Source organism: Citrobacter sp. Cb041 (assembly GCF_030336655.1).
GTDB lineage: Bacteria > Pseudomonadota > Gammaproteobacteria > Enterobacterales > Enterobacteriaceae > Citrobacter > Citrobacter braakii.
This window is the reverse complement of sequence record NZ_JAOWDD010000038.1, coordinates 267,705-289,779: the sequence shown is the minus strand read 5'-3', so window position 1 is coordinate 289,779 and position 22,075 is coordinate 267,705. Positions and strand designations below refer to the sequence as shown.

The following is a 22,075-nucleotide window of genomic DNA, read 5'->3' as shown; positions in this document are numbered from 1 at the left end:
GGAGGTAAATTGACTGCTATGTTGGGGGGATCTTGCCAGAGAAATACGCGCGTAAAGTAAGGTAAATAAGTGAGCGGTTATATGTCAGCTTAAGCGGTCCCAAGTGTCAGTGAGCGGTTTTAATATGGGGTGTAGACCGGTAATTATGTGATTAAAATCACATAATTACCGGTATGAGGTTCACGCGACGGGAGTGGACGCCTGTATTTGAGTGGCTATAAGGTAGAGGTAGTAGGCGAAAATGGCGATAACCACGGCATAAAAGGTACATCGTTCAGTTTTGCCAACCGCGTTTTTACTCATGTGGCTCAGGAAGTCAAATAGGGCCCATATCACGATCAACATCGCAGAAAAATATAGGCCGACTCCCGCCATGCGAAATTCGCTATAGGGAAGCATTGCCAGCGTAAGCCCGAAAAGTGTACCAAACGTGGCTGCGGTAATGGATTTGCCCAATTCATTGAATTTAAATAAAAATCTTTCATAGATAAAAGCAGATTTTTCTTTTTTTGAATCGAATACACCACATAGCCTGAGTAAAATTACAGTAAATAACGCATCTATAATGAGCAGAAACATGATGCTTTTAGGTGCGATACTCTCCATTAAGATGCCTGAAATCTCCGGGATAAGGAGCTTTGGCACTATGGGGGTCATTAATCCTAAAATGCCTCCCAGCAGTAAGAAGGGAGCAGCATTAGATAATAAATCGAAAAATTTCTTTTTCACAGAGGGACTTCCTTGTTTTAGAGGCGGGTGACAGGACTTCCATTGGTAATCGAAGTACGTATAAATGAAAAGCCCTCTGAAAAGGTGGGGAAGCCGCTACGGCACCTTTTGCGTGGTATGTGCCGAGTGTGTTTGCTGCTTTTTTCAGCGAGAGATATTGCCAGAATACCGGCTTTTCGAACGATATCCATAAAGTTTTCCCTTTCCAGGCCGAAAATTCTGACATCTGTCTAGCGGAAAGAGAAAACATGTTAAAACGAATGAAGATTGTTACCAGCTTACTGCTGGTATTGGCGCTATTTGGCCTTTTACAGCTCGCCTCCGGCGGCTTGTTTTTTAACTCACTTAAGAATGACAAAGAGAACTTTACCGTTCTGCAAACCATTCGCCAGCAGCAGTCTGCGCTGAACGCCACCTGGGTTGAGCTGCTGCAAACGCGTAATACCCTGAACCGGGCGGGTATTCGCTACATGATGGATCAGAGCAATATCGGCAGCGGTGCGACCGTTGCTGAGCTGATGCAGGTAGCCAGCACGGCGCTGAAACTGACGGAAAAAAACTGGGCGATTTACGAGTCGCTCCCGCGCGATCCGCGTCAAAGTGAAGCCGCGTTCCAGGAGATCAACCGCACCTATGACATCTATCACGGCGCGCTGGCGGAGCTGATCCAGTTACTGGGTGACGGGAAGATCAATGCGTTCTTTGATCAACCCACGCAGAGCTATCAGGATGGTTTTGAGAAGGCATACATCAACTACATGCAGCAAAACGATCACCTGTATGACATCGCGGTAGCAGATAACAACAGCTCTTACAGCCAGGCGATGTGGGTATTGGTCTGTGTGCTGATTACCGTACTGGCGGCAATTATTGCGGTCTGGTTCGGCATTAAACTGACTCTTATTTCCCCAATGAACCGTCTGATCGACAGCATTCGTCATATCGCCAGCGGCGACCTGGTGAAGCGTATTGAGGTGGAAGGCTCCAACGAGATTGGCCAACTGGCGGAAAGCCTGCGTCATATGCAGGGTGAGCTGATGAACACCGTGGGTGATGTGCGTAACGGTGCCAACGCGATTTATAGCGGGGCCAGCGAGATTGCGATGGGCAACAACGATCTCTCCTCGCGTACCGAGCAGCAGGCTGCATCTCTGGAAGAAACCGCAGCCAGCATGGAACAGCTGACGGCGACCGTGAAGCAGAACGCCGAAAACGCGCGTCAGGCTAGCCATCTGGCCCTGAGCGCTTCTGAAACCGCGCAGAAAGGCGGGAAAGTGGTGGATAACGTGGTGCAAACCATGCGTGACATCGCTTCCAGTTCGCAGAAAATCGCCGACATTATCAGCGTCATCGACGGCATTGCCTTCCAGACCAACATTCTGGCGCTCAACGCCGCGGTAGAAGCTGCGCGTGCGGGCGAGCAGGGCCGTGGTTTTGCGGTGGTTGCGGGTGAAGTTCGTAACCTGGCCCAGCGTAGTGCGCAGGCCGCGCGCGAGATCAAGAGCCTGATTGAAGACTCGGTCAGTCGTGTGGATGTGGGTTCAACGCTGGTAGAAAGCGCTGGTGAAACCATGGATGAGATCGTCAATGCGGTAACCCGCGTGACCGATATCATGGGTGAAATTGCCTCTGCTTCTGATGAACAGAGCCGCGGTATCGACCAGGTTGGTTTGGCCGTTGCTGAGATGGATCGTGTGACGCAGCAGAACGCCTCGTTGGTGGAAGAATCCGCCGCCGCCGCTGCGGCGCTGGAAGAGCAGGCCAGCCGTCTGACCCAGGCCGTTGCCGTGTTCCGTATTCAGCATGACCAACAGCGCGCGCGTGACGTTGCTGCTGCTAAACCAGTTTCAACAGTCCAGCCGCGTAAAGCTGCGGTAACGGATGCCGGGGATAACTGGGAAACGTTCTAAACTATTGCGCCCTCAATTTGAGGGCGCTTTTATGAGATGAACAACAGTATGCACCGCTCGGGCATCATTCTACGGAAGCGGATGTTGCCGTCGTTGTAGAGTCCGGGGTGTCCGTAGCGTGGCTCTTTTCTGGCGCAGGGCCATCCAAATCACGCCGAATACCAATTCGGAATATCCCGGCAAGCATAATGGCGCCGATAATCGCAATTCCACCTAGCAGGTAAAGCCCGGCAATATTCGAATCAAACGCATTCTCAGCCCACACGCGAATGTTGGGGGCCACGAATCCGCCAAGATTACCTAGCGAGTTAATAAGTGCAATACCCGATGCTGCCGCGGCACCACCGAGATAGCTGGTTGGGAACGTCCAGTAAATAGGTTGGACTGCCAGCAAGCCTGCGCAGCCAATGCAAAGTGCGATGAAAGCCCAGATCGGCGAACCGGCAAGCATCCCAGATAATGCAACACCAAGTCCACCGAAGAGCAGTGTAATCGTACTTATCCAGCGACGTTCTTTCAGTTTTGTGGAAAGATGCGGGATATACCACGCAGCGAAAAGTGCGCATAACCACGGAATACCGGATAAAACCCCAACGATGAAACCAACGCCTTGGCCTGATAATGCCGCAACCTGAGAAGGCAGGAAGAATGCAATACCGTAAGAACCAACCTGAATGGTGAAGCAGATCAGACACAGATACAGCACTCTGGGGTCGCACAGTGCTTTCAGGATCCCTTGCGGGCCATGGCTTTTTTTTGTGTGCTCTTCCTTTTCCATAATGGTGCTAAGCGCGCTTTTTTCTTCCGCGGTCAGGAATGTGCAACGTTTATCTGATGGCTTATCATCAAGATAGAAAAATGCTACAACCCCAACAAGTGCAGCGAGTAATCCTTCAACCAAAAACATTAATTGCCAGTTATGTAATCCCCATAAATCATGGATAGTTAATAACCCACCGGATACAGGCCCTCCGAGAATAAACGCGATCGGTGGCCCAAACCAGAAATAACCAGCCACTTTTGCCCTGATATTAAGCGGAAACCAGAACGTCAGATATAACATTACGCCGGGCATAAATCCTGCTTCAGATGCACCGAGAAGAAAACGCAAAATAATAAATGTTTTCTCATCATGGGCAAACATCATCGCAGCAGAAATAAGTCCCCATGTTACCATGATGCGGGAAAGCCATAAGCGCGCACCCACTTTATATAAAAATATATTGCTGGGAACTTCAAATAGCGCATAACCAATAAAAAAGACCCCTGCGCCAAAAGCATATGCTGCATTACTCAATCCCGTATCAACCTGGAATGCCTCTTTTGCAAAACCAATGTTGGCGCGATCCAGATAAGCCATGACATACATGAGTGCCAAAAAGGGCAAAAGCCGTATAATTGACTTTTTAACCGCCGAATTGACAATCTTTTCGTTATCACTTTTACTCATAAATATGCTTCCAATCAAATGGTAGAGAGCTACTTTTATTTCTCATCAGGATAATGGGAAAGTGAGTAGGCAATATTATGGAAGAACTTTTAAACAGGTATTTGATGAAATACCTGTTTGTTTTTATATTAACTTAACCATTCTTGGCCATCGGGCCATGAATAACGTGTTAGCGTATCTGGTTTCATTTTTACACCATAACCTGGTTGCTGCAATGGGTAATATTGTCCACGTTTTATGACCAGCGGCTCTTCGAAATTCTCGTGTAAGTGATCAACATATTCTAAAACTCTATTTTCCAGTGATGCTGATACGGCGATATAGTCAAATAAAACAATATTCAATGAATACTGACACAGACCGACGCCACCACCATGTGGGCATACAGGGACACCAAATTTCGCCGCCATTAGTACGACAGCGAGAACTTCGTTTAAACCACCCAAACGGGCAGGGTCTAACTGGCAAAAATCCATTGCGCCTGACTGGAAGAATTGTTTAAACATTACCCGGTTATGAGCATGTTCACCGGTAGCAATGCCAATATCACCAATTCGCGCTTTTATTGCTGCGTGACCGAGTATATCGTCAGGGCTGGTAGGCTCTTCGATCCAGAGTGGATCAAACTTAGCTAGTTTGCGCATCGCCGTAATGGCCTCATCAACGCCCCATATTTGGTTTGCATCCATCATCAGTTTGCGTTCCCAACCCAGCTCTTCGCGCAGGATCGTCGCCCGGCGAATATCTTGCTCGATATCGGCACCGACTTTTTGCTTCAGATGCGTCCAGCCATCAGCCACGGCCTGACGGGCAAGCTGACGCATTTTTTCTTCTGAATACCCAAGCCAACCTGCGGCCGTTGTGTAACCAGGAAAGCCCGTTTCCAGCATTTCTCGTTCACGCTGCGCTTTACCAGTTTCAACTCTACGTAATAATGTTATGGCTTCTTCAGGCGTCAGAACATCCTTGATGTAGGTGAAATCAATGCAGCGAACAAGCTCTTCCGGCGACATGTCGACCAGCATTTTCCATACGGTTTTATTCTGCGAACGCGCCCAGAGATCCCACAATGCGTTAATAATTGCCGCGGTGGCTAGATGAATAACACCTTTTTCCGGGCCAACCCAGCGTAACTGACAATCACCAGAAACAAGTTCATGCCAGAATTGGCCAAAGTTAGCCGTAATGTCTTCCAGCGTACGGCCAATAACAAATAATTCGGCTAAAGATTTTACTGCGCTTACACATAAATCGTTGCCGCGACCAATAGTAAAAGTCAAACCATACCCTTTTAAATTTTCTGCGTGGTCGGTAATTAATGTGACATACGTCGCGGAGTAGTCGGATATTGCATTCATTGCATCAGAACCATCCAAGTTCTTGGATGTAGGGAAACGGATATCTTTAACACTTATATCCTTGATTGTAATCGCCATGTTGACTCCTGTTGTGATGTTCTTTTGCTAATAAAATAGATAAATTCGTTTAGCAGACACCATGAGTGTAAGAGGGAGTAAATTACTCAATGTGAGTTGATAATAAGATTGTGGGGTATTTTGCAATTTTGTGTTTTTAATCTGCTTTTAATTATATCGGTTGTTTTGCTGGATAGAGCGCAGCATTGATTGTTTTGCCGTTTCAAGGTGGTTGCGAAGAGCAAGGATAGCATCCAGGTCGCTGCGGCAAATCAGTGCGCTGAGGATGGTCATATGCTCATCAATGGCAATGATATTGCGCTGCTTGAGGTCGCTTTCATCCCACTGATAATGAAAGTGGAAAATCACGGAGATGATTTCAAGTGATTGATTAAAAAATATATTATCTGCTGCGGAGAGCAGTAAAGCATGAAACTCACGGTCTAACTGCGAGAACATACGAAAGCTGCTGCCGATGCTGTCGCGCAGGACCCGGTGACGCTCCAGCAGTGTTTTAGCCTGCAGCCAGCGCGGGTCATCGTCGGGCAGATTGAGAAAATGCTGCAGGGAATGGGTTTCCAGCATCTCTCTGAGTTCAAACAGCTGTTCCGCATAGGCCTGATCGAACTGCTTCATGCTCCAATGGCCGCGTTTTTCGTTTTTGATCAGATTGTAACGTTCGAATTTTAAAAGATATTCTCTCACCACCACCGGGCTGACCCCTGCAGCTCTGGCAAGCTGAAGTTCGGAGAAACTCTCCCCTGCGCGTAGCTGACGCTGGTTGATCATGGTGAAAAAAGCCTGCTCAAAAATCCGGTTTTGCTCAGTCATGGAGGCGGTGGTACAGGCAAAACCGTCGTCATGGTCGGGTTTACGTACGATGACATAGTGGCTGCCGACCTGGGTCAGCACGCCGCACTCGCCTAAGTGGCTCAGCATATGGCGCACGGTGGTGCGGCTGATGTTGTACATCTCCGCCAGCGCGCTTTGCGACGGGAGGGGGGAAGGGATATGACCACGCGCCATATCATCGATTATCTGGTTAATCACATTGTGGCGTAAGTTCTGTGAACGGCTCATGGCTTCTCCTTTTTGCGTATTAAAACCCGATTTAAAACATTTTTATGCGCTGGGATTCACAGATTGTGTTTCTGCTTTCTCCGGCTTTTTTATTTTCGTTGATATCTGAGGCAACAAAAAAACAGGAGAACAGAATCATGTCTACGATGAATACGTTGATTTGCCAGGAACCTAAAAAATTAGTCTGGAAAGAGCGTGAAATACCTATTCCGGGTGAGGGTGAAGCATTAATAAAAATTAAATCAGTCGGGATTTGTGGTACCGATATTCATGCCTGGGGCGGCAATCAACCATTTTTCAGCTATCCACGTGTGCTGGGTCATGAAATATGTGGGGAAATTGTCGGGCTGGGCAAAAATATACAGAATTTGAAAAATGGTCAGCAGGTGGCGGTTATTCCTTACGTGGCCTGCCAGCAGTGTCCGGCCTGTCTGAGCGGGCGCACTAACTGCTGCGAGAAGATTTCGGTGATTGGCGTGCATCAGGATGGCGGCTTCAGCGAATACCTGTCCGTACCGGTCACCAACCTGTTGGATGCGCAGGGAATTGATCCGCAGGCGGCGGCGCTGATTGAGCCTTATGCCATTAGTGCGCATGCGGTACGCCGGGCGGCGGTGGCTCCGGGTGAGCAGGTGCTGGTGGTCGGTGCCGGTCCGATTGGTCTGGGCGCGGCGGCGATTGCCAAAGCCGATGGCGCACAGGTGGTGGTCGCCGATACCAGTCCGGCTCGCCGGGAGCATGTGGTTTCCCGGTTGGGGCTCCCGGTTATCGATCCGTCTGCAGAAGATTTTGATGCGCAGTTGTGTGACCAGTTTGGCGGTTCGCTGGCGCAAAAGGTCATTGATGCCACGGGCAATCAGCATGCGATGAACAACACGGTGAATTTGATTCGCCATGGCGGCAGCATTGTTTTCGTTGGGCTATTCAAAGGCGATTTGCAGTTCTCCGATCCTGAGTTCCACAAGAAAGAGACCACCATGATGGGCAGTCGCAACGCCACACCGGAAGATTTCGCCAAAGTGGGCCGCCTGATGTCGGAAGGCAAACTGACCGCCGACATGATGCTCACGCACCGTTACGCGTTTGCCACACTGGCAGAAATCTACGAACGGGATGTGATTAACAACCGTGAGCTGATTAAAGGCGTGATCACGTTCTGAGAGGGTAAATACGATGAAGACATTGAATCGACGTGATTTTCCGGGGGCAAGCTACCCAACGCGCGTGATCCAGTTTGGTGAAGGGAATTTCCTGCGAGCGTTTGTCGACTGGCAACTGGATATCCTCAACGAGCAAACCTTTCTGAACGCTGGCGTGACCATCGTTCGCCCGATCAATACCGATTTTCCACCGTCGCTGAATACCCAGGACGGGTTGTACACCACGCTTATTCGCGGTCTAAACGCGCAGGGCGAAGCGGTGAGTGAGGCGCGGCTTATCCGTTCCGTGAATAACGAAATCAATCCGTATCAGGACTTCGCGGCGTATCTGGCGCTGGCCCACAATGCGGATATTCGCTTTGTGTTTTCGAATACCACCGAAGCTGGAATTAGCTATCACGCGGCAGACCGGGTCGATGATGCGCCGCCGGTAAGCTTTCCGGCTAAACTGACGCGTCTGCTGCTGGAGCGTTTTAATCATTTTGAGGGCGCAGTGGATAAGGGCTGGGTCATTATCCCGTGCGAGCTTATCGACTATAACGGTGAGGCGCTCAAAACGCTGGTACTGCAGTATGCGCAGGAGTGGCAGCTTCCCCCGGCGTTTGCCGACTGGGTGGCGACGGCAAACACCTTCTGTTCCACGCTGGTCGACCGCATTGTCACCGGCTACCCGCGAGAAGAAGCCGCCGTGCTGGAAGCTTCGCTTGGCTATCACGATGCGTTTCTCGATACCGCGGAGCATTTTTACCTGTTTGTGATTCAGGGGCCGCAGTGGCTGGCCGAGGAACTGAAGCTGGCGCAGTGCCCGCTGAACATTCGGGTAGTGAGCGATATTAAACCGTACAAAGAGCGTAAGGTCGCCATTCTCAATGGCGCGCATACGGCGTTGGTGCCGGTGGCCTGGCTGTGTGGTCTGGAGACCGTCGGCGAAGCGATGCAGGATGCCGATGTCCGTCACTTTGTCGAGCGGGCGATTAGCGAGGAAATTATACCGGTATTGGATCTCCCGGCGGATGAACTGCGTGAATTTGCCGACGCGGTGAGCGGGCGTTTTCAAAACCCCTACATTCGTCACCAGTTGCTTTCCATTGCGCTTAACGGGATGACCAAATTCCGTACCCGAATTTTGCCGCAACTGCTGGCGGGCCAGCAAAATGGGCGCTGGCCCGTGCGGTTAACGTTCGCCCTCGCGGCGCTGCTGGCGTTTTATCGCGCAGAGCGGGAGGGAGAACGCTATCCGATACAGGATGATGAGCAGTGGGTTAGCCTGTATGCCAGTCTGTGGCCGCGAGTTGGCAAAGATTTAACGCTGCGTGAACTGGTGGATACTGTGCTCGGCGATGCGGCGCACTGGGGTGAAGATTTGACGTTGCTGCCCGGGCTTGCCGGGCAGGTGACGGCAAACCTGGAAATGATTCTGGTGCAGGGTATGCGCCAGGCAGTGAAAAGTCTGGAATAAGGTTGCCATGCAGCGCCCGGTGTGGTGTTGGGTGCTGTTTTTTTTCAGACAATAAATGCGGCTGGCTGTAAGGCTGATAAGCGAAGCGCCATCAGCCATTTCATGTTACGAGCCCTGAGCGACCACTTTGATTTCAACCATCCCGATCCCCAGCTTACGCGGCGAGTGGCCGAGAATATTGCCCTCGTTGGTGGCGACCGGATCGGGCGGGACAATCACCAGCGTATCGGCATCCGCCGGGTTATCAAAATGCAAGGTAGTGGTAGTGACATCATGGCCTAACACCAGCGTCTGTTCCTCGTGGCCAACGCGCACGGGAATAGGACGATTGGCATTGTCGCCGAAGGCTTTCGCGGTGATGACCAGATCGAATTTCTTCGGCAGCGGGGCCTTGTACTCGATGGTCACCTCTTTGCTGAGCTGCGCATTGGACCAGCGACCCCAGGATTCGGGGCGTGATATGCCGCTAAACTGTTTAACCTCTTCCGGCGCGCCCGCCACGTTGAAGACGAAGCTGTCGGCTTTGTAGCGAATGTCGTTATCGACAATTTTCAGCGTATCAACGTTACCTTTGTAGCGCTCCATGTCGATCACCGTGTCTTTAAACACGGTTTTACTTTTCCATTTGGCTTTGTCGACGTGCTGCACGATTTGCTGTCCGCCTAACTGGCCTTGCGATACGCACCAGTCGGTGGAGAGCGCCAGCTCCGGGGCCCATAGCTGCGCCATTTTGTAGCAGCGATCAACCCAGACAAAGTTATCTCGCGGCGCGAAATCTGCCAGTTGGAAGCGCAGCGGGGCTGAGTATTCGCTTTCCGGCAGCGGCTCGACGCGTTTGTCCGATACGCGCAGCAACAACGGCAGGCGGAAATGGCTGCCGGAGAAAGAGATCATGTTTTTGTCCTGGTCGACGGTGAACTCTTTCATCTCTTTCGGGAAATTCCACAGGCGGATGATATCGGGCTTCCACGCCAGCATTTTTTCTTTGATGTTCAGGAACACTTCAGACACGGATTCGCTCGACAAACTGCTGCGGCCAAGACCGATAAAGTTATCGCCACCGAGAATATCCAGTACCGTTGCCCCGTTATCCATCGTGTTACGCTTCACCGCCAGCGTCTCCTGCTGTGGCTGGTCGCCGCGCAGCACGAAGAACAGGTTGTTGCGATCCTGCTTGTTCAGATACTTCCATGCGGTGTTGTTCATCGCCAGATGATCGGAAGAAACCACGATGACGGTATCTTTGAACCACGGTGAGGCTTTGATCTTATTGATAAATTCGGCAATGTTTTCCTGGCTGCAGCTGACCGCGCTGAAGGATTGGTTGGCCTTCCCGTCAATGTCATAACGTTTACGGTTGCAGCTACGTGAGATAAATCCATCTGGATGATGGGTATCCACAGTCAGCGTAAACAGTGAAAAGCGCTGGCCCGAACGTGAAAGCTCTTCGAATTTTTTCCATGCTTCATCCAGCACGGTATCGTCGTAGAAGCCCCAGTCGTTGCGATAGGCCGGGTCCGCAACCACGCTTTTTAACTCTTCCGCACCGTAGAGATGATCAAAACCGTGAGATTTCAGGAACACGTCTTTGCCGGCAAAGCGCAGGTTGGCTCCCTGCACAAAGTAGTTTTGATAGCCGGAGTTTTTCAGGATATCGCCCAGACAGATATTGTTGGGGAAGAAGCTGGAGACCGACGCCGAGGCGTTGCCTTCAAACGGCGCAAACAGCGGAATACCACACTGTGAGGCGACCATGCCAGCGATGGTGTAATCGGTACCCGGCAGTTGCATGGTATTGCTGAAATCCAGACCTTCGTTTTTCAACGCACCGAGTTCCGGGGTCAGATCCGGGAACGCGTCGTTGTTAAAATAGGTGCGCTCGAGGCTTTCGCCATAGATATAAACCAGATTCAGCTTCGGGTTGGGAATCGTTTTTGACGGCTCTTTATAATAGGTTGGGAAATCCGGATCGCCATCGCGCGACTGCGACTTTACCAGTTCGGTTATCTGGTGAAACGCCGGGCTGGCGTCTACGGAGGCCAACGCCAGCAGCAGGGCCAGCAGACTGTAACCCACATGATGCGGATGATGGCGACGGCGGCGCAGAATCCAGCCGAGAGCGACAAAAACGGTCGTCAGCACCAGCGCAATCCCGACGCCAGGTAAGATATATTTTCCAATTCCCGCGCCGGTCAGGCTGTTGGTCAGCGTGTACAGAACTGCGTCATTGATACCGTCGCCGGTGAAATAGTCACTGGCATACAGCGTGATATTCAAGACAATAAAAATCCCCAGCACCGTTAACGTTGCAGCAAACCACCAGGTGTTGCGACCCGCTTTCCAGGCGTAAATCAGCACTGAAGCGAGAAACAGAGTAATGGAGATGAGTTCTGACAACGATCGATCCTCAGTAAACCGGGCAAACGCCAGGCAGGCTAATGATTTTGGGAAAGCACAATGTAATAGCGATGTTGCATTGCTGCAATTGTAGTGACATTAAATTACGTTGTTATTCAGAATTGGTTTAGATATGCGTGTTTTTTGCGGGGGATTTACTGATTATTTGACGTGTGAATTTTATGGGGAGCAGGTTGATGCCGCGCAGGGTATACGCGGCATGTCGTGCGTCAGGAAATGAAGTTCATACCCTGTTTTAACACCAGATCGCAGGCCTTGGTTTTTACCTGCTTCGCCAGCGAGCTGTTGCCAATTGTGTTCAGGTCCAGTTGTTGACCATCTTTGGCGTTGAGCAGCCCCTGAATGCCATCCATATAGTTGGAGTCTTGTTTCTGCTCCGGAGCACTGAGGCCCAGTTTATCCAGCACCTGGTTTTTGACGTTTTGCGTGTCGGTGACCGAGGCCAGTTTCTGTTTCGCGCAATATTCCAGGATCCCGGCGGCGTTATTCATGCTGCTGGAGGTCAGCGACTGATTGCTGCCATTCAGTAGACTGGTCAGGGAAGAGAGCGACGAGCCGCCCTGCGAGCCGGAGCTTTGTTTGCTCAGTTCGCTGGCCGCGCTGGAGAGCGAATCCTGCCAGGAGGCGGCGAAAACGCTGGTCGAGATGAGCGTGCTGGCGGCAAGCGCACAGCACAGCAGACGTTTGGTTGTTTTCATCATTATATGCAACTCGTGTTATGCCTTTTCAGCGCAGTATAGCGTCGGCAGTCTTAGGAGTGGTCCTAATACGTTAATACTCTTTACCGGTTACCCGACTACGGTAGCTTTCCCAGTTAAAAATCACCCACAGGCTGTTGCCAAGGCGCATACGGTCCATTACCCGCTCACCCAGCAGTTTGTTCATTTCATCCATATTGCTGTTGGTTAACATACCGGTCGGGCGTTTTGAAGACGAGCGGCGATCGACGATCTGGTTGATGATCACTTTTTCATAGCGGGATTCGGTCTGCACGCCGATTTCGTCGATCACCAGCAAATCGACATTGCTGAGATCGTTGAGTAGCTGTTCTTCGCTGGTTTCACGGTTGCTGAAGGTATCTTTCATGGCTGACATAATGTCCGCAACGGTGATAATCAGCACCGACTTGCCGCGCAGCAGCAGTTCGTTGCAGATAGCGGCGGCCAGATGGTTTTTGCCGGTGCCGGGCTTGCCAGAGAAAATAAAGCTGGCGATGTTGCCGTCAAACTCTTCAACGTACTGGCGAGCTTTGCTCAGGGCGTTCATCTGACCTTCGCATTCCACCCGATAGTTATCGAACGAACAGTTCTGATGCAGTGGACGAATACCGGAACGGTTGAATGTGCGCTGCATTTTCATAGCCCGGTTTTCACGGGCCAGCGCTGCGGCGCGAATTTCACCTTGCTCTTTTTGCCATGCCAGCAGCTCCTCGCCCGTTTTAAAGGCTGGCTCGACATTAGCCGGCATCATTTTTTGCAGACGTTTCATCAGGTCGCCAACGTTTTTCATCGTTATCCTCTAAAACCCGGTGGAATATGGTTGTCAGGCTCGCTGACACTGTTCACATCGCGCTTCGGCATTCCGCCATTGCTGGCCCGGCCAATCTGGATGCTGCGTGCCAGTTTTTGCTGCCACTGAATATGGTGAAAGACTTTGCCTTCGGCCTGCCAGTAGGCGACAAATGAGGCCAGTTCCTCGGCGGTGACCGGTTCTCTTAACGCCACGCCCCACAGGGCGGCCTGGCGCTGAAAGTCGGCATCGGGCTGCCAGTCAGCGTACATCGCAAATTTCCCCATTGGCACGACAACAGGAGCGGTTTGCGGCTCTTCATAAAATTGTGCATCCAGCGTCACATCGCTTCCCGGGCGTGACAGCTTCTCTTCAAGCGCTAACAACTCGGCCAGTCGTGCAGGCGTCACCGCGTAAAATGCTGGCGCGTTATTGGCGAATACGGCTACGGCGCCGCCCGCAGACCTGGCCAGCACCGTGTGGTGATCGTGTAGTAAGGCGTCAATGCTAGTGACGTCCGGCGTCAAAATTTTGCTGGGCATAATGTTTCTCAATACTGAACAACAACCGAGAAGGGGACTGCTTTTATAGTAACACAGAGAAGAAGGAGAGCAGCAGATGAGGGGGCGATTCCCCTCTCTGCGAGGAGCTAACAAAGCGTGCCGCTAAACACGCGGGCGTTTGCGATACAGCCATAATCCCGGTACGGATAGCCCGATAGAGAGCGCTCCGACAATCGATGAGGCTTTCAGGAAATTGGTCAACAGCGTGATCATCAGCGCTTCGCTGTAACCAAAATGGCCGATTTTTACCGCCGAGATCATGGCGGTATAGGCCGAGATCCCAGGGAACATGGGGATTACTGCCGCAACGGTGAAGACTTTCGGATGCGCCAGATACCAGCGTGACCACTGGATCCCAATGCAGCCCACCAGTAGCGACGCCATAAAGGTTGACCATTCGATATTAAATCCTGCGCTCATCATCACCATTCGTGAACCGTGGCCGAGTGCGCCGAGTAACGCGCACCAGGGGAGCGCCCGATGTGGTACGTTAAATACCATGGCAAAACCAAGCGCAGGTATTGCCGACAGGATCATGTCCTGCATTAGCGCCAAAATGAAATCGATCACGCCCATCCGCGCAGCCCCCATAAGGTCATCGACATGACTACGCCAATGCAGGTCGCCAGCGTCAGCAGACTGGCAATAGCCCAGCGAGCGAGCCCAGTATTAATGTGTCCCTTAAACATATCCGCGACGGAGTTGATCAACGGAAAACCCGGAACCAACAGCAGCACGCTGGCGGCCATGGCGATGGTTGGAGTGTGGTTAAACGTCGGCAACGTCAGCAGCAGACCAGAAATCGAGGTTGCCACAAACGCAGTAATGCAGAAGTTGATTTGCGGGTGCAAATGCCGGGACGCCAGAATCTGGCGAATATACATTGCCACCATACTGGCGAAAAAGGTGATCACCGCGCCATCCCATCCGCCATTATTGAGTTTACAAAAGCAGGCGCAGGACAAGCCGACCATAAAGGCGACCAACCATCTTGGATAGCGCAGCGGCTTAATCTGGCTAAAGCGTTTCTCAACGCCTTTAACATCCAGCAGTTTGTGTTCCGCCAGAATAACGATGTGCTGCACCTCCGTCACGACGTGCATGTTAATTCCGCGATCCTGATTTTTTCGCGTTGAAGTCAGGCACTGCCCGTCTTTAATAGTGGTCAGGACGATGGCGTTAGAGGAGATAGCGCTTTCAACGCTATCCATGCCAAGCGCCAGCCCGAGGCGGGTGGATAGCTCGTCAACCAGCGCACTTTCTGCCCCATGCTGCAGTAAAAAAAGACCGCATTGAATACATAACCGTGTAACCGTTCGCTGTGACGACTGCTCTGTTTGCATGACTCGCTCTGACTGAAAAGGATCTCTTTGCGTGGCGGATGTCTTCTTTTTATCATGAAGCATGATCCTGTTGGCTCTGGCTAAGATCAATCTTTGCGTCGAAAAAAGATGCAGATTGTACGTCTGATGCGTTTGCATACCTCACTTGCTTATCAATAAAGACAGCGCTTATGAAAATGTAGTGCTATTTATCAGGATGGAAAATACGTAAGCAACGCTAACGATCTATTGTAGTTCTTTTAATTGTACAAAGAGTGTATTTATGAGTAATTATTGGCATGATGGTTCAATAGTTTGATGCTACTGGGATTGTAGCGGTGTAACTTTATTTATAAATAAAAGCCAAGGATAAACAATTCACCTCGTCTATTGTTTAGGGTTTCCTGTTAATTAATGTTTTTAATTTATCAGGGGATTTTTAATACGTGCGAATACGGACTGGTGAATGTGGAGGAGATATGTTGCCAGGACGCTGCAAAAACGCAATTATTATTAGTAAATTACCGATCGTACAAACCGGACTTAAAGGTGTAATGCAGGGGCAGTTCGCTGATTATGAACTTACCTACTGCCGCTCCGTCGAAGAACTGACGTTGCTGCAGCTGCGTTGTGCTGATTTGGTGATTGCTGATTTATCCGGAGACTGTAATCATCCACGTTCAGTCTGCGAACAGTATTATTCTTTATTATCTCAATACCGCGATATTCACTGGGTATTTCTCGTTTCTCGTGTTTTTTATCCGCTGGCCATTGAATTGCTGATGTGCCCTGTCAGTTCGCTGTTATCTGATGCCGAGACGATTGAAAGTTTGGTGAATGTTATTCACGCAGGAAATAGCCGAGCCGAGAGAATTAGCAAGTCGCTGCTCTCTCCGCCCGTGATGCCAGAATTAGCAGACCATAGCGCCCGCTCAATTGTACTTACCCTCTCGGAGAGGAAAGTGCTGAGACTCCTGGGAAAAGGTTGGGGAATTAATCAGATTGCGACATTGCTGAAGAAAAGCAATAAAACGATTAGCGCCCAAAAGAACAGTGCTATGCGCCGCTTGTCGATACATAGCAATGCAGAAATGTACGCCTGGATAAACAGTTCTCAAGGATCGCGAGAATTGAATTTACCTTCAGTTTATGGAGAAACCACGGAATGGAAAGCCGAAGCATCAAAAGAAACGTTGCGCTGGTAGAGAAGTGCGCGATGAGTAGCGTCGGTATTAAGAGCCTGTTTAATACCATGCCGGATAACCAATACGAACTTCATATCTTTTCGAGCCAGCCTGCATTTAGTCAGGTGATGTTAAAAACGTCGTTTTCGGCGGTTATTTTCTCCCTCTCTGCAATCAGAACCGATCGCAGGGCCGGGTTAGCTTATCTGACGGAATTGGCGGTAAATTTTCCGCGTATTCGCCGGGTGGTGATTGCTGATGATGACGCTGAAGCGCGATTAATCGGCTCTTTGTCACCATTGCCGTTAGATGGCGTTGTGAGCAAATCTTCTTCATTAACGGTACTGCAGGACGCGTTATTTACGGTATTGAACGGCCCCAACCGGGGAACCGAAGGTTCTAAAAACCATTGGTATATCAATCAAAGCCGTATGCTCAGTCCAACAGAACGAGAAATACTGCGCTTTATGTCGAATGGCTATTCAATGCCGCAGATCGCTGCTCAGTTAGAGCGGAATATTAAAACCATTCGGGCACATAAATTTAATGTGATGTCCAAGCTGGGCGTGAGCTCAGATGCCGGACTGCTGGATGCTGCAGATATCCTGCTGTACCTGCGTGCAGGTGAACCTGCACCTTTTCTACAGGCGGCTTCTTAGCGGGTAATGTTAGATCGTTTCGTGCCGGGTTTCGTTATCGGCACGGAACGTGAATCATCACTGACACACATCCACCCAGGTGGCGGAAGTCAGCTCAGCCATCCTTTCTGGCGTGATACGAACGGCGCTGTGGATGGCGCCTGCGGCGGGAAGCACTTCAGCGTAATGCTTCAACGAAACGTCGCAGTATACCGAAATCGGCGTTTCCAGTCCGAAAGGGCAAACACCGCCAACGGGATGGCCCGTCGCGTTAACCACTTCATCGCTACTCAACATCCGGGCTTTGGCACCGAAAGTGCTCTTTAGCTTTTTGTTATCCAGTCGGGCATCACCTTTGGCGACGACCAGAATAATGTCGTTCTTGACCTTCAGAGAAAGCGTTTTCGCGATCTGGCCTGGTTCGACGTTATGGGCTTTCGCTGCCAGATCGACGGTAGCTGTGCTCTGATCTAATTCGATAATCTCAATATCTGGTGCATATTGCGCTAAAAATTGGCGTACTGATTGCAAACTCATTCTTCTCTCCAAATCGCCTACAGGCAGCTCCATCCAGCAGAAAATCGCATGGCGTAATTTGTCATAGGGGCAAGCTCGCTGTAAATATTTTAATGTAACAACATGGCAACATTGGCAGTTTTTCGATCGTCTTCACAATCAAAGAAACCGGTTACAGTAACCGGTTGCAGAATGCTCAAATGGCGATTAATACTGAAGTTGTCACTTCCTCTGTATTACATAATAAGAGCCATCTATGAAACTGAACTCAAAATGCAGTAGCGCTGGCGTTCCTCCCGGCACGGTTGCGAAAAGCAGTAATGGGCTTTACGTGGTGGTGTTGATACCAGCACGGTTGCAGGGTTTTGCACAACGGGAGAACGGCTATGTCTACTAATCATGCTGTGTTTAATGTGATTTTCCGCTTCGTTGAAAATTACGTCAGCCCTGTTGCCGGGCGCATCTCTTCACAACGTCATGTGATGGCTATCCGTGATGGGTTTATTTCGGCGATGCCCTTTATGATCGTAGGCTCGTTTCTGCTGGTTTTCGCCTATCCGCCTTTTTCTCCGGATACCACCTGGGGGTTTGCACGTGCGTGGCTGGATATGGCGAAACAGTTTGAAGGCCAAATCCTCACACCGTTTGATATGACGATGGGGATCATGTCAGTCTACATATGTGCGGCTATCGCTTATAACCTGGGCAAGCACTATGTGAAGTCACATCAGCTAGATCCCTTCATGTGCGCGATGCTATCGATCATGGCTTTTTTGCTGATTGCTGCACCGAAAACCAAAGGCACTATGCCGGTTGATAGCCTGGGCGGTACGGGGATTTTCACTGCCATCCTGGTGGCTATTTACTGCGTTGAAATGATGCGCTTCCTGAAGGCGCACAACATCGGCATTCGTTTACCCGATCAGGTGCCGCCGATGATCAAAAACTCCTTCGATCTGCTGATCCCTGTGCTGGTGGTGGTGCTTACGCTGTACCCGCTGAGTCTGGTGATTCAGTCGCAGTTTGACATGCTGATCCCGCAGGCCATCATGGCCATCTTTAAACCACTGGTGTCTGCAGCGGATTCTCTGCCAGCGATACTGCTGGCGGTGCTGATCGGCCATCTGCTGTGGTTTGCCGGTATTCATGGCGCGGCAATTGTGTCGGGAATGCTGCAAATGTTCTGGCTCACCAATCTCGGGATGAACCAGTCGGCGCTGGCGCAGGGCGCGCCTTTACCGCATATCTTTATGGAAGCGTTCTGGACGTTCTTTATTGTGGTTGGAGGTTCCGGCGCGACGATGGGGCTGGTGATTTGCTATCTGCGTAGCCGTTCGGCCCATCTACGATCGATCGGGCGTTTGAGCGTTGTCCCGAGCATTTTTAATATTAACGAACCGGTGATTTTTGGTACGCCGATTGTCATGAACCCGGTGTTCTTCATTCCCTTCCTGCTGGCCCCGATGGTGAACGCGGTGCTGGCCTGGGCGGCGATGAAGCTAGATTTGATTGGGCGGGTGATTTCAGTGGTTCCCTGGACGGCCCCGGCACCGGTTGGCGCGGCGTGGGCGTTAGGCTGGGACTATCGTGCGGCCATTCTGGTTGTCCTGCTGGCACTGGTGTCTGCCGTCATCTACTTCCCATTCTTTAAGGTTTACGAAAAGCAGCTATTAGCGCAGGAAAAAGAAGAAGCACAGCGTATAGAAGAAGAAAATCAGCAGGTTGCATAACTGACGGGCGAGGGGCTACGGCTCCTCGCTTACTTCAGCGTGCAGTCACCGCATTGCTGGACATCGGGCAGGCGATAGCGCTGGCAGCAGGTTCTGCGCACTAACAGTCCCTCGCGCGGAACAACGGTACGCCACAGGGGATTATCCTGACCGCAGGAGAGTTGCTTCTCAAAAAAACAGGTCTGGCGCAGTGTGGTCAGCAGTTCTTCACCTAATAACGGCTTCATTTCCGTTAAATACCAGTGAATTAAATATCCGGTGTTGCTCCAGATAAGCTTCGCATTGATCTCGCCCGTCGCTTCCAGCGCCTGCACAACCGGCGTCAGCGCCGAGAGAATCAGTGTTTCCATGCGTTGCTGAGGAGACTGGGCCGTGACCTGGTGATCCTGATGCACGTCGATCCAGAAGCAGGCAGCACGGCCTGTTTCGTGGAATTCTACGTGCATGTGTTCAGGAGAGACGTCGATGGCCTCTTTTTGCGTCAGCAGGGCCACCATGAGCGGAGGCATCATCAGGCCGATATACCACTGCGCCCAGAGAGAAATCAGCGGCTTATTTTCGCGTGGCAGCGTGGGCTGATTGCGATAAATATGGTCCGAATAGACAGCCAGCAATGAACTTAGCGTCGTTGATTGCGTCCATTCATGTAGCGTCATCGCACCTGGCACGGGTGTTTCGTCAAGACGAATGAAGTCCAGCAGGTGCTCACGGGTGTTGGTTATCGTTGCGCGTACGGCAGCAGCCAGCGAGGGTATCTTTGCAGGCAGAGGGCTACGCCAGATGACATCTTCAACGATCGGTGCGGAACGATAAGCCATGTCGATATAAGGATGTTAATCTTAATGATAATGATTTCTAATCCTATAATTGACATTGAGCGATGGCAAGATCTTTGTCGCCATCCCGGGCGACACCGCACAGATAGCTCAGGCAGAAGGGCAGTTTACTCGCAGGTCATCGCTGACCAGCGTACTGTTGCGCCCAAGGCTCTTGGCCTCATAAAGGGCTTTATCCGCTCGGGCAACAGCGGCATCAATATCCTGCTCGACCAGAGGCGCAATACCAATACTCACGGTTACGTTGGTTGCCACGCTCTCGTTAAACATGTGAGGAATTTTAAGGTCGTACACCTTCTGGCGAATACGTTCGGCGGCAGCCTGGGCCTGCTGGGGATCGACCGCGGTCAGCAAAACCATAAACTCTTCCCCACCAAAGCGCGCCACCACGTCCCGCGAGCGCACGGAGTCACGAATCGCGGCAGAGACGCGGATCAGCGCCTGATCTCCCATCATATGACCGTAGTGATCGTTATAGGCTTTGAAATGGTCGATATCCAGCAGCAAGACGTAGTGCTTCGCGTTGCTCAAGGCCAACAGTGTATCGAGTCGGTGTTGCAGCCCCCGACGATTGTACAAACCGGTTAGCGGGTCGAGCATGCTGAGCCCGTTCAGGGTTTCCCGTTCTTCCAGCAGTTTATACATCAGCTGCTGGGCGAAGCCATCGTAGCGCTTTTGTATCACATGCTGGATGGCGATCCCGGCCATGGGCAGCGCCATAAAATAGATAATTCGCAAACCATGCTCGCTGCCATTCAGCCATAAACAGACGGCGACGGAAGGCAATGAGTGAAGCGTAAACGCGATGATATTATTGGCAAAAGCGATAGATCCAATAAACAGCACGCTGAGAAGCGCGATTAATAGAAAATAATAATCATTATGACCCAGTGCGTTATATTTCAGGAAAATATGTAATGCCCATAGCAAACCAAAAACGATTGAAATAAAAGGAAGATTAATTCTTTTATCCACATATTTCCTATGCCATGCCAGCAACAATGTACTCATCACGAGAATCAGCAACGCCGGTACTGACAACGCTTTGACGGCAAACAGGGGAAAAAAAAGCGTAAACAGTGCGGAGACTGCGTTGAGCAGCAGAAACAATCGTAAAGAGAGTTGGTATTTTTTGGTGCGCAGAGCTCGCCAGGATTGTACTGTCATAGGTAAATATTGTTAGTTATCTGCAATGTACAAAGGTGTGTTGGTAAATAAAACAAATAACGAACGGGGTATCATTCGCAGAGGTTTTTATTGTTTTTAGTTGAAAAGCTAACCGGCGAGCAATTTATCACCTTAAATTATTCATGTCATCAATCGTTAAGTAAAACTCATATAATTGATAGTGCCTCCCAGCTGACAAATGAGAAAATTTATCATATGATATTGGTTATCATTATCAATGTCATAGGTGGTACCATGTTGCAACGTACGCTGGGCAGTGGATGGGGTGTTCTGCTGCCGGGAATACTGATTGCCGGGATGGCATTTAGCGACCTGTCGGTCTACGTATGGAAGGCGATGATTGTATTAGGATTACTGTTGACTTCACTCATGCTGTACCACAAGCGTTTGCGGCATTTTGTCCTGTTGCCTTCATGTGCGGCGCTAATCGGCGGCATTGTTCTGGTGATGATGAACGGGAATCAGGGATGAACAAAACAGGGAAGAAAATCGAGAGGGAAATAAGATAATTGGTGCGAGGGGGGGGACTCGAACCCCCACATCCTAAGGACACTAACACCTGAAGCTAGCGCGTCTACCAATTCCGCCACCTTCGCACAGTCATCTTATTTTTTGATATCGCCTCGTTGGTGCGAGGGGGGGGACTCGAACCCCCACATCCTAAGGACACTAACACCTGAAGCTAGCGCGTCTACCAATTCCGCCACCTTCGCCCAGTGCGAGCAATATCAACGTGGATTATGGTGCGAGGGGGGGGACTTGAACCCCCACGTCCGAAAGGACACTAACACCTGAAGCTAGCGCGTCTACCAATTCCGCCACCTTCGCATACCATCGACACTCAAAAAAGTATCGTTACCACGGAGGCGCATTCTAGTGGTTTTCAACTTTTCGTCAATAGTTAATTGCCCAGGACGCGCTTAATTGATGTAAAAATGGGCGCTAAACGCAGGCCGTGTAAACGAAGT

Annotated in this window: 21 protein-coding genes and 3 tRNA genes; 8 read left to right on the top strand and 16 right to left on the bottom strand. The window is 50.6% G+C overall.

Translation table 11 applies throughout. The annotated features are described in order from the left end of the window. Positions 1-180: 180 nt before the first annotated feature. On the bottom strand, positions 181-729 hold the full coding sequence (locus tag OGV52_RS12735) for a hypothetical protein (protein WP_181221177.1): 549 nt from the start codon (positions 727-729) through the stop codon (positions 181-183). A 248-nt stretch (positions 730-977) separates the two neighbouring features. Between OGV52_RS12735 and tsr the strand changes: the two genes are divergently transcribed. After that, positions 978-2,639 (top strand): methyl-accepting chemotaxis protein, encoded by a 1,662-nt coding sequence (gene tsr / locus OGV52_RS12730; protein WP_200108369.1) that lies wholly within the window; start codon positions 978-980, stop codon positions 2,637-2,639. 64 nt (positions 2,640-2,703) lie between these two features. Here the strand turns inward: tsr and OGV52_RS12725 are convergent, their stop codons facing one another. The 3 genes from OGV52_RS12725 to OGV52_RS12715 all read right to left on the bottom strand — a co-directional run bounded on the left by OGV52_RS12725 (position 2,704) and on the right by OGV52_RS12715 (position 6,584). After that, the gene (locus tag OGV52_RS12725) at positions 2,704-4,089 is read right to left on the bottom strand and encodes an MFS transporter (protein ID WP_200108370.1); all 1,386 of its coding nucleotides are present in this window, start codon (positions 4,087-4,089) and stop codon (positions 2,704-2,706) included. Between the two features lie 128 nt (positions 4,090-4,217). After that, the gene (locus OGV52_RS12720) at positions 4,218-5,525 is read right to left on the bottom strand and encodes an enolase C-terminal domain-like protein (protein ID WP_200108371.1); all 1,308 of its coding nucleotides are present in this window, start codon (positions 5,523-5,525) and stop codon (positions 4,218-4,220) included. A gap of 147 nt (positions 5,526-5,672) precedes the next feature. After that, the gene (locus OGV52_RS12715; RefSeq protein WP_046275488.1) at positions 5,673-6,584 is read right to left on the bottom strand and encodes a GntR family transcriptional regulator; all 912 of its coding nucleotides are present in this window, start codon (positions 6,582-6,584) and stop codon (positions 5,673-5,675) included. Between the two features lie 137 nt (positions 6,585-6,721). Here OGV52_RS12715 and OGV52_RS12710 point away from each other — a divergent pair, with 137 nt between their 5' ends. Together OGV52_RS12710 and OGV52_RS12705 are read left to right on the top strand one after the other, a co-directional pair. Continuing rightward, a complete protein-coding gene (locus OGV52_RS12710) occupies positions 6,722-7,744 on the top strand; it encodes a zinc-binding alcohol dehydrogenase family protein (RefSeq protein WP_279265299.1) in 1,023 nt (340 codons plus the stop codon). Between the two features lie 13 nt (positions 7,745-7,757). Beyond that, complete coding sequence (locus OGV52_RS12705; protein ID WP_287108590.1) at positions 7,758-9,203, top strand: tagaturonate reductase; 1,446 nt, start codon at positions 7,758-7,760, stop codon at positions 9,201-9,203. Positions 9,204-9,308: 105 nt separating this feature from the next. Here OGV52_RS12705 and opgB read toward each other — a convergent pair whose 3' ends face one another. The 6 genes from opgB to OGV52_RS12675 all read right to left on the bottom strand — a co-directional run bounded on the left by opgB (position 9,309) and on the right by OGV52_RS12675 (position 15,036). Continuing rightward, complete coding sequence (gene opgB / locus OGV52_RS12700) at positions 9,309-11,600, bottom strand: phosphatidylglycerol--membrane-oligosaccharide glycerophosphotransferase (RefSeq protein WP_016155622.1); 2,292 nt, start codon at positions 11,598-11,600, stop codon at positions 9,309-9,311. Positions 11,601-11,830: 230 nt separating this feature from the next. Then, positions 11,831-12,322: a YjjA family protein gene (locus OGV52_RS12695; protein ID WP_287108588.1), complete on the bottom strand. Its 492-nt coding sequence runs from the start codon at positions 12,320-12,322 to the stop codon at positions 11,831-11,833. A gap of 70 nt (positions 12,323-12,392) precedes the next feature. Next, positions 12,393-13,130, bottom strand: coding sequence for a replicative helicase loader DnaC (gene dnaC, locus OGV52_RS12690; protein ID WP_016155623.1), 738 nt, complete (start codon positions 13,128-13,130; stop codon positions 12,393-12,395). Between the two features lie 2 nt (positions 13,131-13,132). After that, positions 13,133-13,672, bottom strand: coding sequence for a primosomal protein DnaT (dnaT, locus tag OGV52_RS12685; RefSeq protein WP_016151588.1), 540 nt, complete (start codon positions 13,670-13,672; stop codon positions 13,133-13,135). A 123-nt stretch (positions 13,673-13,795) separates the two neighbouring features. After that, positions 13,796-14,269, bottom strand: a complete 474-nt coding sequence (locus tag OGV52_RS12680) for a threonine/serine exporter (RefSeq protein ID WP_016151589.1) — start codon at positions 14,267-14,269, stop codon at positions 13,796-13,798. Further along, on the bottom strand, positions 14,260-15,036 hold the full coding sequence (locus OGV52_RS12675) for a threonine/serine exporter family protein (protein ID WP_016155624.1): 777 nt from the start codon (positions 15,034-15,036) through the stop codon (positions 14,260-14,262). Before OGV52_RS12675 ends, OGV52_RS12680 begins: the two co-directional genes overlap by 10 nt. A gap of 458 nt (positions 15,037-15,494) precedes the next feature. On the opposite strand from OGV52_RS12675, the gene OGV52_RS12670 reads away from it, so the two are divergent. After that, on the top strand, positions 15,495-16,220 hold the full coding sequence (locus OGV52_RS12670) for a helix-turn-helix transcriptional regulator (protein WP_016151591.1): 726 nt from the start codon (positions 15,495-15,497) through the stop codon (positions 16,218-16,220). Next, positions 16,181-16,858 (top strand): DNA-binding transcriptional activator BglJ, encoded by a 678-nt coding sequence (gene bglJ / locus OGV52_RS12665; RefSeq protein ID WP_029139757.1) that lies wholly within the window; start codon positions 16,181-16,183, stop codon positions 16,856-16,858. Before OGV52_RS12670 ends, bglJ begins: the two co-directional genes overlap by 40 nt. 57 nt (positions 16,859-16,915) lie before the next feature. On the opposite strand, the gene OGV52_RS12660 is transcribed toward bglJ, so the two are convergent. Then, a complete protein-coding gene (locus OGV52_RS12660) occupies positions 16,916-17,374 on the bottom strand; it encodes a YbaK/EbsC family protein (protein WP_101700350.1) in 459 nt (152 codons plus the stop codon). A 235-nt stretch (positions 17,375-17,609) separates the two neighbouring features. Between OGV52_RS12660 and OGV52_RS12655 the strand changes: the two genes are divergently transcribed. Further along, complete coding sequence (locus tag OGV52_RS12655) at positions 17,610-17,750, top strand: hypothetical protein (RefSeq protein WP_016151594.1); 141 nt, start codon at positions 17,610-17,612, stop codon at positions 17,748-17,750. Continuing rightward, on the top strand, positions 17,740-19,083 hold the full coding sequence (locus tag OGV52_RS12650) for a PTS sugar transporter subunit IIC (RefSeq protein ID WP_016151595.1): 1,344 nt from the start codon (positions 17,740-17,742) through the stop codon (positions 19,081-19,083). Before OGV52_RS12655 ends, OGV52_RS12650 begins: the two co-directional genes overlap by 11 nt. Positions 19,084-19,112: 29 nt before the next feature. Here the strand turns inward: OGV52_RS12650 and fhuF are convergent, their stop codons facing one another. After that, on the bottom strand, positions 19,113-19,901 hold the full coding sequence (gene fhuF, locus OGV52_RS12645; protein ID WP_287108587.1) for a siderophore-iron reductase FhuF: 789 nt from the start codon (positions 19,899-19,901) through the stop codon (positions 19,113-19,115). A 108-nt stretch (positions 19,902-20,009) separates the two neighbouring features. Next, entirely contained in the window at positions 20,010-21,086 is a 1,077-nt protein-coding gene (locus OGV52_RS12640; protein WP_016151597.1) for a GGDEF domain-containing protein, read from the bottom strand. A gap of 216 nt (positions 21,087-21,302) precedes the next feature. On the opposite strand from OGV52_RS12640, the gene OGV52_RS12635 reads away from it, so the two are divergent. After that, positions 21,303-21,578: a DUF1435 domain-containing protein gene (locus OGV52_RS12635; protein ID WP_019078313.1), complete on the top strand. Its 276-nt coding sequence runs from the start codon at positions 21,303-21,305 to the stop codon at positions 21,576-21,578. A gap of 39 nt (positions 21,579-21,617) precedes the next feature. On the opposite strand, the gene OGV52_RS12630 is transcribed toward OGV52_RS12635, so the two are convergent. From OGV52_RS12630 to OGV52_RS12620, 3 genes are all read right to left on the bottom strand, one after another. Beyond that, positions 21,618-21,703: transfer RNA gene (locus OGV52_RS12630), tRNA-Leu, on the bottom strand. Between the two features lie 31 nt (positions 21,704-21,734). Next, positions 21,735-21,820 (bottom strand) — tRNA-Leu (locus OGV52_RS12625). Between the two features lie 28 nt (positions 21,821-21,848). Next, positions 21,849-21,935 (bottom strand) — tRNA-Leu (locus OGV52_RS12620). Between the last annotated feature and the right edge of the window lie 140 nt (positions 21,936-22,075).

Excerpts from the sequence above, each read along its gene's own strand:
- fhuF (WP_287108587.1), bottom strand. The coding sequence starts at position 19,901 with ATGGCTTATCGTTCCGCACCGATCGTTGAAGATGTCATCTGGCGTAGC.
- OGV52_RS12705 (WP_287108590.1), top strand. The coding sequence starts at position 7,758 with ATGAAGACATTGAATCGACGTGATTTTCCGGGGGCAAGCTACCCAACG.
- OGV52_RS12720 (WP_200108371.1), bottom strand. The coding sequence starts at position 5,525 with ATGGCGATTACAATCAAGGATATAAGTGTTAAAGATATCCGTTTCCCT.
- dnaC (WP_016155623.1), bottom strand. The coding sequence starts at position 13,130 with ATGAAAAACGTTGGCGACCTGATGAAACGTCTGCAAAAAATGATGCCG.
- OGV52_RS12635 (WP_019078313.1), top strand. The coding sequence starts at position 21,303 with ATGATATTGGTTATCATTATCAATGTCATAGGTGGTACCATGTTGCAA.
- OGV52_RS12655 (WP_016151594.1), top strand. The coding sequence starts at position 17,610 with ATGAAACTGAACTCAAAATGCAGTAGCGCTGGCGTTCCTCCCGGCACG.
- OGV52_RS12725 (WP_200108370.1), bottom strand. The coding sequence starts at position 4,089 with ATGAGTAAAAGTGATAACGAAAAGATTGTCAATTCGGCGGTTAAAAAG.
- bglJ (WP_029139757.1), top strand. The coding sequence starts at position 16,181 with ATGGAAAGCCGAAGCATCAAAAGAAACGTTGCGCTGGTAGAGAAGTGC.
- dnaT (WP_016151588.1), bottom strand. The coding sequence starts at position 13,672 with ATGCCCAGCAAAATTTTGACGCCGGACGTCACTAGCATTGACGCCTTA.
- OGV52_RS12695 (WP_287108588.1), bottom strand. The coding sequence starts at position 12,322 with ATGATGAAAACAACCAAACGTCTGCTGTGCTGTGCGCTTGCCGCCAGC.
- OGV52_RS12660 (WP_101700350.1), bottom strand. The coding sequence starts at position 17,374 with ATGAGTTTGCAATCAGTACGCCAATTTTTAGCGCAATATGCACCAGAT.
- OGV52_RS12680 (WP_016151589.1), bottom strand. The coding sequence starts at position 14,269 with ATGGGCGTGATCGATTTCATTTTGGCGCTAATGCAGGACATGATCCTG.
- OGV52_RS12650 (WP_016151595.1), top strand. The coding sequence starts at position 17,740 with ATGTCTACTAATCATGCTGTGTTTAATGTGATTTTCCGCTTCGTTGAA.
- OGV52_RS12670 (WP_016151591.1), top strand. The coding sequence starts at position 15,495 with ATGTTGCCAGGACGCTGCAAAAACGCAATTATTATTAGTAAATTACCG.
- OGV52_RS12715 (WP_046275488.1), bottom strand. The coding sequence starts at position 6,584 with ATGAGCCGTTCACAGAACTTACGCCACAATGTGATTAACCAGATAATC.
- OGV52_RS12640 (WP_016151597.1), bottom strand. The coding sequence starts at position 21,086 with ATGACAGTACAATCCTGGCGAGCTCTGCGCACCAAAAAATACCAACTC.
- OGV52_RS12675 (WP_016155624.1), bottom strand. The coding sequence starts at position 15,036 with ATGCAAACAGAGCAGTCGTCACAGCGAACGGTTACACGGTTATGTATT.
- OGV52_RS12710 (WP_279265299.1), top strand. The coding sequence starts at position 6,722 with ATGTCTACGATGAATACGTTGATTTGCCAGGAACCTAAAAAATTAGTC.
- tsr (WP_200108369.1), top strand. The coding sequence starts at position 978 with ATGTTAAAACGAATGAAGATTGTTACCAGCTTACTGCTGGTATTGGCG.